The 13,270-nt window shown below is 73.7% G+C and carries 10 protein-coding genes; 5 read left to right on the top strand and 5 right to left on the bottom strand.

The features are described 5' to 3' along the window. Positions 1-55 precede the first annotated feature (55 nt). Complete coding sequence (locus tag ACZ61C_RS15505; RefSeq protein WP_465307088.1) at positions 56-2,149, top strand: primosomal protein N'; 2,094 nt, start codon at positions 56-58, stop codon at positions 2,147-2,149. A 49-nt stretch (positions 2,150-2,198) separates the two neighbouring features. Here ACZ61C_RS15505 and ACZ61C_RS15500 read toward each other — a convergent pair whose 3' ends face one another. Both ACZ61C_RS15500 and ACZ61C_RS15495 read right to left on the bottom strand, forming a co-directional pair. Then, positions 2,199-3,551: a pyroglutamyl-peptidase I gene (locus ACZ61C_RS15500; protein ID WP_465307086.1), complete on the bottom strand. Its 1,353-nt coding sequence runs from the start codon at positions 3,549-3,551 to the stop codon at positions 2,199-2,201. 79 nt (positions 3,552-3,630) lie between these two features. Continuing rightward, positions 3,631-4,446 carry a lysozyme gene (locus tag ACZ61C_RS15495; RefSeq protein WP_465307084.1) on the bottom strand — a complete coding sequence of 272 codons (816 nt, stop codon included), beginning with the start codon at positions 4,444-4,446 and terminating at the stop codon, positions 3,631-3,633. A gap of 205 nt (positions 4,447-4,651) precedes the next feature. Here ACZ61C_RS15495 and ggt point away from each other — a divergent pair, with 205 nt between their 5' ends. After that, the gene (gene ggt, locus ACZ61C_RS15490) at positions 4,652-6,451 is read left to right on the top strand and encodes a gamma-glutamyltransferase (protein ID WP_465307082.1); all 1,800 of its coding nucleotides are present in this window, start codon (positions 4,652-4,654) and stop codon (positions 6,449-6,451) included. A 1-nt stretch (position 6,452) separates the two neighbouring features. Here ggt and ACZ61C_RS15485 read toward each other — a convergent pair whose 3' ends face one another. Beyond that, on the bottom strand, positions 6,453-7,397 hold the full coding sequence (locus ACZ61C_RS15485; RefSeq protein ID WP_465307080.1) for a GNAT family N-acetyltransferase: 945 nt from the start codon (positions 7,395-7,397) through the stop codon (positions 6,453-6,455). 142 nt (positions 7,398-7,539) lie between these two features. On the opposite strand from ACZ61C_RS15485, the gene fmt reads away from it, so the two are divergent. The 3 genes from fmt to ACZ61C_RS15470 are packed head-to-tail and all read left to right on the top strand — an operon-like array spanning position 7,540 to position 10,381. Beyond that, the gene (fmt, locus tag ACZ61C_RS15480; protein ID WP_465307078.1) at positions 7,540-8,466 is read left to right on the top strand and encodes a methionyl-tRNA formyltransferase; all 927 of its coding nucleotides are present in this window, start codon (positions 7,540-7,542) and stop codon (positions 8,464-8,466) included. Next, positions 8,463-9,887: an RsmB/NOP family class I SAM-dependent RNA methyltransferase gene (locus tag ACZ61C_RS15475; RefSeq protein ID WP_465307076.1), complete on the top strand. Its 1,425-nt coding sequence runs from the start codon at positions 8,463-8,465 to the stop codon at positions 9,885-9,887. Before fmt ends, ACZ61C_RS15475 begins: the two co-directional genes overlap by 4 nt. Continuing rightward, on the top strand, positions 9,884-10,381 hold the full coding sequence (locus ACZ61C_RS15470; protein WP_465307074.1) for a flavoprotein: 498 nt from the start codon (positions 9,884-9,886) through the stop codon (positions 10,379-10,381). Before ACZ61C_RS15475 ends, ACZ61C_RS15470 begins: the two co-directional genes overlap by 4 nt. Positions 10,382-10,442: 61 nt before the next feature. Here ACZ61C_RS15470 and ACZ61C_RS15465 read toward each other — a convergent pair whose 3' ends face one another. Beyond that, positions 10,443-11,567 (bottom strand): serine hydrolase domain-containing protein, encoded by a 1,125-nt coding sequence (locus ACZ61C_RS15465; protein ID WP_465307072.1) that lies wholly within the window; start codon positions 11,565-11,567, stop codon positions 10,443-10,445. Positions 11,568-11,723: 156 nt separating this feature from the next. Next, entirely contained in the window at positions 11,724-13,118 is a 1,395-nt protein-coding gene (gene phoA, locus ACZ61C_RS15460) for an alkaline phosphatase (RefSeq protein WP_465307070.1), read from the bottom strand. Positions 13,119-13,270 lie beyond the last annotated feature (152 nt).

The raw sequence follows: 13,270 nt of genomic DNA, 5'->3' as shown, positions 1-13,270 counted from the left end.
CGAGGTGGCCTTCCTGGCGTCCGGGGTGTCGGAGGGGTCTGGTAGAGATCACGGCGTGAGTAGCTCCGAGCCCGCCGCTCTCTGGGACCTCCCGGAGAAGCCGCCCGCCGCTCAGGCGGCGCCGTCGCGTGCCCGGAAACCGAAGCCGGGGCAGAAGGCGAAGGGCGCCCAGTCGCCCGCGCCCGAGCGGCCGGTCGCGCGGATCGTCGTCGACATCCCCCTGGCGCACCTGGACCGCACGTTCGACTACCTGGTGCCGGAGAAGCTGCACGAGACCGCCGTGCCCGGTTGCCGGGTGCGCGTCCGGTTCGCCGGGCAGCTCGTCGACGGGTACCTGGTCGAGCGGGGCGAGTCCAGCGACTACGACCGGAAGCTGGCGTTCCTGGACCGCGTCACCTCGGCCGAGCCGGTGCTGCCGCCGTCGCTGCGCGGGCTGTGCCGCGCGGTCGCCGACCGCTACGGCGGCACGCTGTCGGACGTCCTGCGGCTGGCGATCCCGCCGCGGCACGCGAAGGTCGAAGGCGAGCCGCCGCTGCCGCCGGCGGCGCTCCCGGAGGCGCCGGACACCACGGCCTGGGCGCGCTACCAGCGTGGCCCGGCGTTCCTGGAGGCGCTGGCCGAGGGCAAGCCCGCGAACGCCGTCTGGCAGGCCCTGCCGGGTGAGGACTGGCCGCGCCGGCTCGCCGAAGCGGCGGCGTCCGTGGCCGCGGCGGGCCGCGGCGCGGTGCTGGTGGTGCCCGACCACCGCGACCTGACGCGGGTGCACGAGGCGTGCGCTTCGCTGGTGGGCGAGGAAGGCGTCGTGGCGCTGATCGCCGGGCTCGGGCCCGCCGAGCGGTACCGGCGCTGGCTGGCGGTGCTGCGCGGCGCGGTGCGCGTGGTGGTCGGGACACGCGCGGCGATGTTCGCGCCGGTCCACGACCCGGGCCTGTTCGCCGTCTGGGACGACGGCGACGACCTGCACCTCGACCAGCACGCGCCGTACCCGCACGTCCGGGACGTGCTGATGGATCGCGCCCACGCGGCGAAGGCGTCCCTGCTGGTCGGCGGGTTCGCCAGGACGGCGGAGGCCCAGCTGCTCGTCGAGTCCGGCTGGGCGGCGCCGGTGCTGGCGGACCGCACGGTGCTGCGCTCGGCCGCCCCGCGCGTCACACCGGTCGGCGAGGACTTCGACGTCGCCCGCGACGAGGCCGCCCGCGTCGCCCGGCTGCCCGCGGTGGCGTTCGAGGCCGCGCGGCAGGCGTTCGCGGCGGGCCACCCGACGCTGGTGCAGGTGCCACGGCGCGGGTACGTGCCGGGCCTGGCCTGCGGAAACTGCCGCACGCCCGCACACTGCCGCCGGTGCGCCGGACCGCTGGCCCTGCCCGGCGGCTCGATCGACGGCCAGCCGAAACCCCCGGCGTGCCGCTGGTGCGGCGTCCCGGAGACGGCGTTCCGCTGCACGGCGTGCGGCTCGGTCCGGCTGCGCGCGGTGATCGTCGGCGCGAAGCGGACGGCGGAGGAGCTCGGCCGCGCGTTCCCGGGCATCCCGGTCCGCACGTCCGGAGCGTCGGAGGTCCTGGCCTCGGTGCCGGGCAAACCGGCGCTGGTGGTGTGCACGCCGGGAGCGGAACCGGTGGCGGAAGGCGGCTACGGCGCGGCGCTGCTGCTGGACGGCTGGGCGCTGCTCGGCCGCCAGGACCTGCGGGCGGCGGAGGAGGCCCTGCGCCGCTGGATGGCAGCGGCGGCCTTGGTGCGCCCGTCGTCGTCGGGCGGCCGCGTGATCGTCGGCGCGGAGGCGGGGATGCCGGTGGTCCAGGCACTGGTCCGCTGGGACCCGGCCTGGCACGCGGCCCAGGAGCTGGCCGAGCGCCAGGAGCTGGGCTTCCCTCCGGCGATGCGCATGGCGAGCGTGGAGGGCAGCCCGGACGCGGTGGCTGCCGCACTGGACGACCTGCCGCTGCCGTCGTCGGGAGAGGTCCTCGGCCCGGTCCCGCTGGGCGAGGTGGACGAAGAGGGCAACGCTTCGCGCGAACGGGCGTTGGTGCGCGTGTCCCGAGCGGAGGGAAAGGCACTGGCGGCCGAAATCCACGCGGCGGCGGCGCGCCGGGACGCCCGGAAGGCCACGGAGCCGATCCGCATCCAGCTCGACCCCCTGGACCTCATCTAGCCCGTGTCGACCCTTCAAACACGCGTGTCGACCTTTCAAGCACGGTGGCTCAGCCCGGAAGGACTGTGCCCGGCAGGGACTCCACCGCCACCCGCGGGGATTCCGTTGCCTGGACCGGGATCGCCGCGGAAGAAGCATCCGCCGCCGCGGTCGCCAACGTGATCACCTGCGCCGCGATCGCCTGGCGGCGGGACTCGAAAGCGGGGTCCGTCAGCGCCGCCGGGTCGGCCGGCTGGCCCAGCACCGGGGTGTGCAGGTGCCCGCCCGCCACCGACGTCAGGCCCAGCCCCAGCCGGACGCGGTTCGCGCGGAACATCGATTCGTTCGACAGGTAGTTCCCACCGCCGCCCGACGCCGCGATCTCGCCCGGCGCCGGGGCGTCCGAGCGGCACACCGGCGTTCCGGTGCCCGGGTGCGAAGAATCCGGCCACACGCAGAACGCCTGGTTGAAGTTCACCGGGTACGCGCCGGCGGGCGCGGCCAGCATCCGCTGGTACGGCAGGGTCGTCTCGATGAACTGGACGTCCGGCTGCGGCCAGCCCGCCGCCGGCGGGACCCCGCCGGTGACTGACACGTTGTTGTTGTCCGGGAACCCGCCGCGCCACGCGCCGGCCCAGCGTTCGATGTCGAAGCGGCCCGGACGGCCCTGGCTGATCGTCAGCACCACGTCCGGCCGCCGCGCGCGGTCGCGCAACGCCGTGCCGTACGCCGCTTCGACGATTCCCTCGTCGAAGTAGCCCCACACCACCGGAAAGCTCACCGCCTGCACCACCGCGCGCCCGGACGGCGTGTCCAGCACCCGGCCGTCCAGCTGCAGCGCCGACGCCCCGGCCGGGTTCGAGATGGTCAGGCCCGGGCCGTCGAGCTGGAACGGGTCGAAGCCGCTCACCATGACCCGCCGCGTCTTCCCGAGCGGGAACCGGACGTCGTCGAGGCCGCGCGAGCCGCGGTCGAACGCCGTCAGCAGGGAAGTGCGGTCCGGTAGGGAAAACGCCGGCTTCCACTGCCGCAGCGCGCTGCTGAGCTGCAGCCGCGCCCAGTACAGCGGCCGGTCGTCGAAGCGGTCGAGCGTCCCGAGGTCCGGACGGCGCCCCTGCGCGCGGTCGACCGCCGTCCGCCACAGCCGACCGCCGGCCTGGGTGGCCACCCGCTCGGCCCGACGCGGGGTGCGCGCCGCGCAGAGGTCGCGCTTCACCTCGGCGACCAGGGGATCGAACCCGGCCAGCCGCACGAGCTCGGGCCCGACGGCAGGCCCGCCGGCCGGCAGGGAAGCGGTGAGCCGCTGTTCCTCCACGGTCAGCGGAACACCGGCGTCGAAGCACCCGGGCGCGGCGCCGGCCACGGCGGGGAAGGCGAAGAGCGGAACGGCGGCGAGCAGGGGGAGCAGGGCGGTCAGGCGCACGGGTTTCCCTCCACGGCGTGGGTGACGCGGTCGAGTCTTCCGCCGACCGCGCCACCCGCGTAACCCGCGGAAGTCGGGATCAGCCCGTCGCCAGCACCTTCAGGCGCGAAATGTCCGCGCTGAACGAGTCCTGGTCGATCGGCGAAGAGCTGTACTGCCAGAACGTGTAGAAACCCCACTTGTACGGCAGCGTCCCGGCCGACGACGCGTACCGCGCCACCCACAACGGGTTAGTCGAGCTGAAGTCGCCCGTGTTGCCCGTGCACTGGCTCCACCAGCTCGTCGCCGTGTAGATCACCGGCCAGCGGGTCGTCTTCGCGTGGTACTCGTCGCTGAACGCCTTGATCCACGCCACCATCTGGGCCGGCGTCTTGCCGTAGCAGGCGTTGTTCGGGCCCCACTCGATGTCGAGCGTGCCCGGGAGCGTCTTGCCGTCCTTCGACCAGTTGCCGCCGTGGGCGACGAAGTAGTCGGCCTGGGCCGCGCCGCCCGAGGTGTCCGGGCGGCCGTAGTGGTACGCGCCGCGGATCATGCCCACGTTGTAGGACCCCGTGTACTGCTGGGAAAAGTAGGCGTTCTGGTAGCCGGTGCCCTCGGTCGCCTTGACGTAGGCGAACTTCTTGCCCGCGCTCCAGTACGACGCCCAGTTGACGTTGCCCTGGTAGGAGCTGACGTCGATGCCGGGGACGCTCGCGTCCACCGACGCCGGCGCGAGCCCCGCCGGGGGCACTCCGTCGTGGGCGCGGATCGCCGCGCCCATCTCGTGGTTGTCCGACGCGTCCTGGTCCGGCAGCCCCGGTGAAGCCGAGGCGCCGGCGGTGGTCACGACCAGCAGGGAGGTCGAGACCGCGAGTGCGGCGCCGAGCAGGCGGCGCCACCGTCGTGGTGCAGTCATCTTGAGTTGTTCCCTTCGAATCACCCTCGCGGTGCGCGGTGTGCAGGCCGCGCCGCATGATTCTGTTACGCCGGGGACCACAACGTCACTGCTCCATGTGATTTAATTTCCGACCCCCCTGAATCACGTGAAAAGTTGACAAAGCGGGCGAACCGGCCCCTTTGGCGTCTTGAAGGCGGCCGGTGCGAGGGGCAGACTCGCCCGCATGCCGCCGCTCAGACGCCGCCGCGTCCTCCTCATCGCCGCCACCGCCGTGCTCGCCACGGGCGTCGCGGCCGGACCCGCCTCCGCCGCCACGCCCACCCCGAAGTCGCCGGTCGCGGTCGGCTTCGGCGGCGCCGTGGCCAGCATCGACGCCGACGCCACCGCGGTCGGCACCAAGGTCCTGCGCGACGGCGGCAACGCCGTGGACGCGGCCGTCGCGGTCGCCGCCGCGCTCGGCGTCACCGACCCGTTCTCCGCCGGCGTCGGCGGGGGCGGGTTCTTCGTCTACTACGACGCGAAGACGCACCGCGTGCACACACTGGACGGTCGCGAGACCGCGCCGAAGTCCGCCGACGCGAACCTCTTCGTCGAAAACGGCCAGCCGCTGCCGTTCAACGACGCCGTCACGAGCGGGCTCAGCGTCGGCGTGCCCGGCACCCCCGCGACGTGGTCCGAAGCCCTGCGCAAGTGGGGGACGCGCTCGCTCGCGAAGTCCCTGAAGCCCGCGGAAGACCTGGCGCGCAAGGGTTTTGTCGTCGACCCGACGTTCCAGACGCAGATCGCGAACAACGCCGCGCGGTTCTCCGCGTTCCCGTCGACGCGGTCGCTGTACCTGCCGAACGGCGCGCCGCCGGCGCCCGGGACGGTCTTCCGGAACCCCGACCTCGCGGACACCTACGCACAGCTCGAGCGCCGCGGAGTCGACGCGCTCTACCGGGGCCCGATCGGCGCGGACATCGCCAAGACCGTCCAGCAGCCGCCGAAGGACCCGGCGTCGACGCTGAACGTGCGGCCCGGCAAGCTCACCGCGCGCGACATCGCCGACTACCGGGCGATCGAGCGCACGCCGACCCACGCGGAGTACCGCGGTCTGGACGTCTACGGCATGCCGGCGCCGTCCTCGGGCGGGCTCACCGTCGGCGAGGCGCTCAACATCCTCGAGAACTACGACCTCAGGCACGCGAGCAAGGCCGACTACCTGCAGTACTTCCTGGAGTCGACGCGGTTCGCCTTCGCCGACCGCAACCGCTGGATCGGCGACCCCGCCGTCATCGACGTCCCGGCCAAGGAGCTGCTGAGCCAGCGCTTCGCCGACACGCGGGCCTGCCTGATCTCGAAGGACAAGGCCGCGACGAGCCCGGTCGCGCCCGCCGACCCGCGGCACCCGACGCCGTGCGCGGCCGGGACCACCGGCGCGCCGACGCCGTACGAGGGTGAGAACACGACGCACCTGACCGTCGCCGACAAGTGGGGCAACGTCGTCGCCTACACGCTGACCATCGAGCAGGAGGGCGGCAGCGGGATCGTCGTGCCGGGCCGCGGGTTCCTGCTCAACAACGAGCTGACCGACTTCTCGTTCACGCCGGTGACGCCGGGCGTGCCCGACCCGAACCTGCCCGGCCCGGGCAAGCGGCCGCGCTCCTCGATGGCGCCGACGATCGTGCTCAAGGACGGCCGCCCGTTCTTCGCCACGGGTTCGCCGGGCGGCGCGTCGATCATCACGACGGTGCTGCAGGTGCTGACCGGCCGGATCGACCGCGGCCTGTCGCTCGAGGACGCCATCGCGGCGCCGCGCGCGTCGCAGCGGAACTCGGCCCAGGCCCAGGTCGAGCAGCAGTTCCTGGACCTGCCGGAGACGGCGGCGCTCAGGGCCCGCGGCCAGGGCTTCTCGACGGCGCCGGCGGAGATCGGCGCGGCGACGGGCGTGGAGCGGCTGCGCGACGGCCGCTGGCTGGCGGCGGCGGAACCGGTCCGCCGCGGGATCGGCTCGGCCCAGGTGGTGTGGCCCGCGCACTGGTAGCTCAGGCTTCGAGAGCCCAGCGGACGTACGGCGCCTTCGGGATGAACCCGGCCCGCTCGAACACCCCGGAGGCGCCGGACGGGCTCGCCGAGTCCACCACCAGGCTCGCCTGGTCGTAACCCTGCTCCTTCGCGGCGTGCAACGCGTGCGCCAGCAGGGCGGCCGCGATACCGCGCTTGCGGTGGTCCGGCAGCGTCCCGACGACCATGAAGTGCGCGTCGCGGAGGCCCGTGGCCTCGGTGTCGGCGTCCCAGGACAGCGTCACGAGCAGGCCGACCGGCTCCCCGTTCGCGTCGCGGTAGAGGAAGCTGACCTCAGGCCGGAACGTCTGGTTGACGATCTTGTTCCGCCACAGGTCCGCGGGCATCGGCGCCGCACCCCAGCAGCCCTCGAACGCCGCGTTCCGGACGCGCCGGAAGTCCTCGTCGGTCCGCTCCGACCACGGCTCGATCCGCGCATCCACCGGCGTGACCTCGCCGAGCGGGTGTTCCATGCGCCGGAAGTGCCGGACCGGCGCGAAGCCACGGGACCGCATCAGCTCGGCCAGCCCGGCGATGTGCTCGGGCCGGTGGACTTCCACCGCGAGCCGCAGGCCCGGGTGGTGCCGTTCGTGGAGGACCTTCGCGGCGACCACCCCGGCCTCGACGAGCGTGGTACCGATGCCCCGGCGGCGGTACGACGGGTGCACCCCGCCGTCCAGGAAGACCCGGTGGACCTCGCCGGCCGACGGCTTGAAGCGGATCTTCGTGTAGCCGATCATCACGTTGCCGTCGAAGGCCGCGAGGCTCCCGAGCGTCAGGTCCGCGTACGGGTCAACCAGCTCGGTGAGGGTGTCTTCCGCGGTGTAGTGCTCGCCGATCCGGTCCACGGACTCCATCGCGTTGAGCAGGTCGGCGGCGGCTCGGGCGTCCTCGTGGGTGAGGGGGCGCCACGTCGGGGTGGGCATGCCGGCGACGCTAGCCGGGCCCGCACGGGCTGTCGCCCGGTTTCCGCCGGGCGCGAGCGCGCCGTGATCATCGGGGCCTTCTAGACTCGGGCGCGATGTTCCAGCCACGTGAATCCTCCCCGCTCCCGCCGGGGGTGGGCCGATGAAGCTCGTCTTCGCCGGCACCCCCGATCCGGCGGTCCCCGCGCTCCGCGCCCTGCTCGACTCCGGGCGGCACGAGATCGTCGCCGTCGTCACCCGGCCCGATGCCCAGGCCGGGCGCGGGCGCCGGGTCGTCCGGTCACCCGTCGGCGCGCTCGCCGACGAGCACGGCATCGAGGTCCTGACGCCCGCGCGCGCCGGTGACCCGGCCTTCCTCGCCCGGCTCACCGAGCTCGCGCCGGACGCCTGCCCGGTCGTCGCCTACGGTGCGCTGCTGCCGCAGGCCGCCCTCGACATCCCGCGCCTCGGCTGGGTGAACCTGCACTTCTCGCTGCTGCCCGCGTGGCGCGGGGCCGCGCCGGTGCAGGCCGCGATCCGCGCCGGGGACGAGATCACCGGCGCGTCGACCTTCCGGATCGTCAAGGAGCTGGACGCGGGCCCGGTCTTCGGTGTGGTCACCGAGACGATCGGCGCGACCGACACCGCGGGCGGCCTGCTCGGCCGGCTGGCGGAGTCCGGCGCCAAGCTGCTGCTGTCCACCATGGACGGTCTGGCCGACGGCAGCCTGGTCGCGCGCGAGCAGCCCGCCGAAGGGCTCAGCTACGCGCCGAAGGTGACGGTCGAAGACGCGCGGGTGTCCTTCGCCGACCCCGCTGCGGCGGTCGACCGGCAGATCCGGTCGGTCACGCCGGAGCCGGGCGCGTGGGCGGAGTTCCGCGGGGAACGCTTCAAGCTCGGCCCGGTCACGGTGCTCGACGAACCCGGCCCGCCGCCGGGCGAGATCGTGGTCGAACGCAAACGGGTGCTGGTCGGCACGGCGACGAAGCCGCTGCGGCTCGGCGAGGTGCAGGCGCCCGGCAAGAAACGGATGGCGGCCACCGACTGGGCCCGCGGAACCAGGATCGACCAGGGAGAACGCCTCCGGTGAACGACAGCAGGGAACGACGGCCGTCACGGCCGCAGCGGGGCCGCCCGGCCCCGCGCAAGGAAGGCCCGCGCCGCCCGCCGGAGGTGGACCCGGCCCGGCAGGCCGCGTTCGACGTCCTGGCCGCGGTGCGGACCAAGGACGCCTACGCCAACCTCGTCCTGCCGGACCTGCTGCGCGAGCGGCGGATCGGCGGCCGGGACGCCGCGCTGGCCACCGAGCTGACCTACGGCACCGCGCGGGCGCAGGGCCTGCTCGACGCCGTGATCGCCGCGTGCGCCGAGCGCCCGCTGTCCCAGACCGACCCGGCCGTGCTGGACGCGCTGCGCCTCGGCGCCTACCAGCTGCTGCGCACGCGCATCCCGGAGCACGCCGCCGTGACGTCCACTGTGGACATGGTGCGGGCCGAAGCCGGTTCGTGGGCCACGGGTTTCGCGAACGCGATCATGCGCAAGGTGTCCGAAAAGGACGAACAGACCTGGCTCGACGAGCTGGCGCCGGACGAGGGGGCCGACCCCATCGGCGCCTATGCGCTGCGCACCGCGCACCCGCGCTGGATCGCCCGCTCGTTCGCCGAAGCGCTGGGGGACAAGGGCGCCGGCCTCAAGGCCGCCCTCGAAGCCGACGACGCGCGGCCCGAGGTGCACCTGGTCGCCCGGCCCGGCGAGATCAGCGCCGACGAGCTGGCCGCGATCACCGGCGGCGACCCGGCGCCGTACTCGCCCTACGGCGTGCGGCTGCCCGCGGGCGCCGGCGACCCGGCCGACGCCGAGCCGGTCCGCGAACGCCTGGCCGCGGTGCAGGACGAGGGCAGCCAGCTCTGCGCGATCGCCGCGACGAAGGTGCCCGTCGAGGGCACCGACGAGCGCTGGCTCGACCTGTGCGCCGGCCCCGGCGGCAAGGCCGCGCTGCTCGGCGCGCTGGCCGCGTTGAGCGGGGCGACCGTGGACGCCGTCGAGAAGGCGCCGCACCGCGCGAAGCTCGTCGAGAAGGCCACCAGTGGCCTGCCGGTGAAGGTGCACGTCGCCGACGGGCGCGAGAGCGGCTTGGAGCCGGGCTACGACCGGATCCTCGTCGACGCGCCGTGCAGCGGGCTCGGCGCGCTGCGGCGGCGGCCGGAGGCGCGCTGGCGTCGGCAGCCGTCCGACGTCGCGGACCTGACGAAGCTGCAGGGCGAGCTGATCACGGCGGCGTACGCGCTGCTGCGGCCCGGCGGCGCGCTCACCTACGTCGTGTGCTCGCCGCACCTGGCCGAGACCGAGGGTGTCCTCGGCGAGACGGCGCGGCGGCTCAAGGCCGAGGTGCTGGACTCGCGGGAGTTCTTCCCCGGAGTGCCGGAGCTCGGGGACGGGCCGTACGTGCAGCTCTGGCCGCACCGCCACGGCACCGACGCGATGTTCTGCGCCGTGCTGCGCAAACCGTGAGAGATCTCGGGCTGGTCGCCGGCTCGTGCGGCGGGCTGGACGTCCGGTTCGCCGCCGAGCTGGTCCGGCCCGCCGCCGCCCGCGGCTGGCGGACGGCGATCACCCTGACGCCGACGGCTCACCGGTGGCTGGAGTCGACCGGCGCGCTCGCCGACGTCGAAGCCGCGACCGACTTGCCGGTCCGCAGTGTGTCGAGGCTACCGGGGGAGCCGCGGCCGCACCCGGACCCTGCGGTGTTCCTCTTCGCCCCGGCGTCGGCGAACTCCGTGGCGAAGCTGGCGCTGGGGATCGCGGACAACCAGGCGCTGACCGTGCTCGGTGACGTCCTCGGCGCGCCCGGGATCACGGTCGTGGTGGCGTACCAGATCCAGGACACCCGGGTGCACCACCCGGCGTGGCAGCGCCACCTCGACGCCCTCGCGGGCGCCGGGGTGACGCTGCACCGGCTCGACGTCGGGCGGCCGTGGACCGAGGCCCTCGACCTGCTTCCCTGAGCAGGGCCGCCGGGGCGCCCCCCGTTTTCGACTTTACCGGCAGGCACCGACAAATTCGGTGCTACCTGCGGGCCAGCGCGATCTCGAAAGCCGTTTCGGTGTTCTGCTGCACGCCGTCGGGGGTGGGGAGCTCGTTGACCGACACGGCGGCGGCCCGGCCGCCGTCGAGGGCGCCCGCCAGCGTGGCGAAGCCGAAGATGCCCCCGTCGTGGCCCCAGTACGGCGTGCCGTCCGGCAGGGTCCGGCGGATCAGGCCGAGGCCGTAGTCGGCGCCCGGCTCGCTCGGCGCCGGGACCGTGCGCCGCATCTGCGCGAGCTGCGCGGCGGGCAGCAGCCGGCCGGCGAGCAACGCCGAGAAGAACGTGTCCAGGTCCCGGCCGCTCGACACGAGCCCGCCCGCCGCACCGGCGATCGACGGGTCGAAGTCGGTGAAGTCGACCGGGGGTCCGCCGAGTGACACGTACCCGCGCGGGTGCGGCGCCGGCAGCCGCTCGTCGCCACGGCGGGGCAGCGCCGTGTCCCGCAGGCCCAGCGGCCGGGCGATCCGGCGGTCGATCTCGGTGGCGAGATCGCGTCCGGTGACCTTTTCGACGAGCATCCCGGCGACGATGTAGTCGGTGTTCGAGTAAGACCAGGAGGTGCCGGGCGCGAACAGCGGCGCGTGCTTCAGCGCGATCGCGACCAGCTCGCCGGGCTCGGCGCCGCGGTGGCGCAGGGACTCGGGATCCTCCGTCAGCACCTCGTCGGTGTAGTTGTAGAGGCCGCTGGTGTGCTGCAACAGGTTCCGCACGGTGATCTGCCGGCCGTCGTTGCCGTTGCCGGTGATCAGCCCGGGCAGGTAACGCTCGATCGGGTCGTCGAGCCTGACCTTCCCCTCACCGACGAGCTGCAGGACGACCGTCGCGACGAACGTCTTGGTGACGCTGCCGACGCGGAACTTCGCGTCCCGCGGGTACGGCTTCCCGGTGCTCAGGTCGCCGGCGCCGCTGCGCGTCTCGGTGACGCGCCCGTGGTCGGTGACGACGGCTTCGGCGCCGGGCGCGCCACCCTGGGCGGTGACCCGGTCCAGCGCCCGCTGCAGCGGGTTCGTGGTGGTGGCGAGCGCGGGTGCCGCCGTGGTCGCCGCGAGGAGCGCGACGAGCGTGCCGCACGCGAGGACTCGCCTGCCGGGCAAGGACTTCCGCATGAAAGAACCCCCTGGTGTCGTGGTGCTCCCCAACCTAGGGAGCCCACCACCAGGGGGCATTGGGGCAGGCCGCCGAACCGTTCCGGGGGCCAGCCCTACCGCACTCGTCGTGAGTGGTAATTCGGGTTCTAACCCGAATTACCACTCACGAGCGGGTCAGCGCAGGCGCAGGGCCCGCTTCAGGGTGCCGAACAGGTCGGTCTGGTTGGTCAGGCCGACGACGTTCGCAGCCTGCGGGCCCATGGCCGCGATGCGGACCTGGGTGCCGGTGTGCGACTGCGAGCCGCCGGTCTCGGCGGTGCCGTAGGCCAGGGTCATGTTCGCGCCCTCGTTGGTGACCAGCGTCGCGGTCAGGCCCGGGGTGGCGGTCGGCTCGACGATCTGGGAGCTGTGGCCGTGGTCGGCGGTCACCAGCACCAGAGTGTCGGGGTGGCTGCGGGCGAACGCCGTGCCCGCCGCGATCGCCGCGTCGAAGTCGATCGTCTCGCCGATCTGGCCGCACGGGTCGGCGGCGTGGTCCTGCTTGTCGATGCTCGCGCCCTCGACCTGGAGGAAGAAGCCCTTGTCCGAGTGGCGGTCGTCGAGCAGCTCGAGCGCCTTGCGGGTCTGGTCGGCCAGCTTCGGCTGGGTCTTCGGCAGGCCTGCGTTCGGCGTGCAGCGCGACGGCGGGGTGCCGCCGTGGACCGCGGCCGGGCCGGTCCAGTTCACCGGCATGTTGTTCTTGGCGAACAGGCCGAGGACCGGCTTGCCCTTCTTGGCCGCCGCGAGGTCCGCCGCGGTGTTCACGACGTTGTAGCCGGCCGCCTTGGCCTGGTCGAGGACGGTCTTGCCCTTGAACTTGCCGGCGGTGACCGTCTGGTCGAAGTACGCCGAACCGCCGCCCAGCAGGACGTCGGGGCGGGTCTGGACGAGCTGCTCGGAGATCGAGCCGGCGCCGCCCTTCTCCTTGGCGTTGACGGCGCACTTGGCGGTCGTCTCGACCGGGCCCTTGCAGTCACGGCTGACGACGTGGGCACCCAGCACGGCCGGGGTGGCGTCCTGGACCTCGGCGGTGGTGACGTCGCCGGTGCGCAGGCCGCCGCGCTTGGCGAGCTCGAGGATCGTCGGCACGGAGTTGCCGTACGCGTCGACCGAGATGGCGCCGTTGTAGGTCTTGACGCCGGTGGCCCAGCCGGTGCCGGACGCGGCCGAGTCGGTCACGTAGTTCGGCTTGCCGGGGTTGTTCTGCTCGACGGCGTAGGTCGTGTAGTCGCCGGTCAGCGGCAGCTCGTCCATCGCGAGCCGGCCCGCGGCGCCGCGCTCGTAGTTGCGCGCGGAGGTGATCTCGGACTGGCCCATGCCGTCACCCAGGAACAGGATGACGTTGCGGGCGGAGCCGCCCTGGATCGCCGAGCGGACGTCGTTGGTGCGGTCACCGGTGCCGGCCGACGAACGCGCGTCGGCGTTGCCGGAACCACTGGCGGCGATGGCGACCGGAGCGGCGGCGATCAGCGCGGCGCCGAGGGCGCCCGCGACCAGCCACCGGCGGCGGCCGGTGAGCAGCGAAGCCATGATTCTCCTCATTGGGGGACTTCGGGAGGTACAGCCCGGATTTCGGACACGCGTTATTAGGGAGTGTCCTGTAAGTGATCTAGCTGCGGTCCGGTTGAATTGCGGCGTGGTTGGTCGGGGTGAGTTGACGGAGAAGGCGTGGGCGGTGATCG

The sequence above is a fragment of the Amycolatopsis sp. NPDC104587 genome (genome assembly GCF_055583645.1).
Note: the sequence above shows the minus strand (reverse complement) of the source record. Positions and strands in the feature narration are given on the sequence as shown.

Excerpts from the sequence above, each read along its gene's own strand:
- ACZ61C_RS15495 (WP_465307084.1), bottom strand. The coding sequence starts at position 4,446 with ATGACTGCACCACGACGGTGGCGCCGCCTGCTCGGCGCCGCACTCGCG.
- ggt (WP_465307082.1), top strand. The coding sequence starts at position 4,652 with ATGCCGCCGCTCAGACGCCGCCGCGTCCTCCTCATCGCCGCCACCGCC.
- ACZ61C_RS15485 (WP_465307080.1), bottom strand. The coding sequence starts at position 7,397 with ATGCCCACCCCGACGTGGCGCCCCCTCACCCACGAGGACGCCCGAGCC.
- fmt (WP_465307078.1), top strand. The coding sequence starts at position 7,540 with ATGAAGCTCGTCTTCGCCGGCACCCCCGATCCGGCGGTCCCCGCGCTC.
- ACZ61C_RS15465 (WP_465307072.1), bottom strand. The coding sequence starts at position 11,567 with ATGCGGAAGTCCTTGCCCGGCAGGCGAGTCCTCGCGTGCGGCACGCTC.
- phoA (WP_465307070.1), bottom strand. The coding sequence starts at position 13,118 with ATGGCTTCGCTGCTCACCGGCCGCCGCCGGTGGCTGGTCGCGGGCGCC.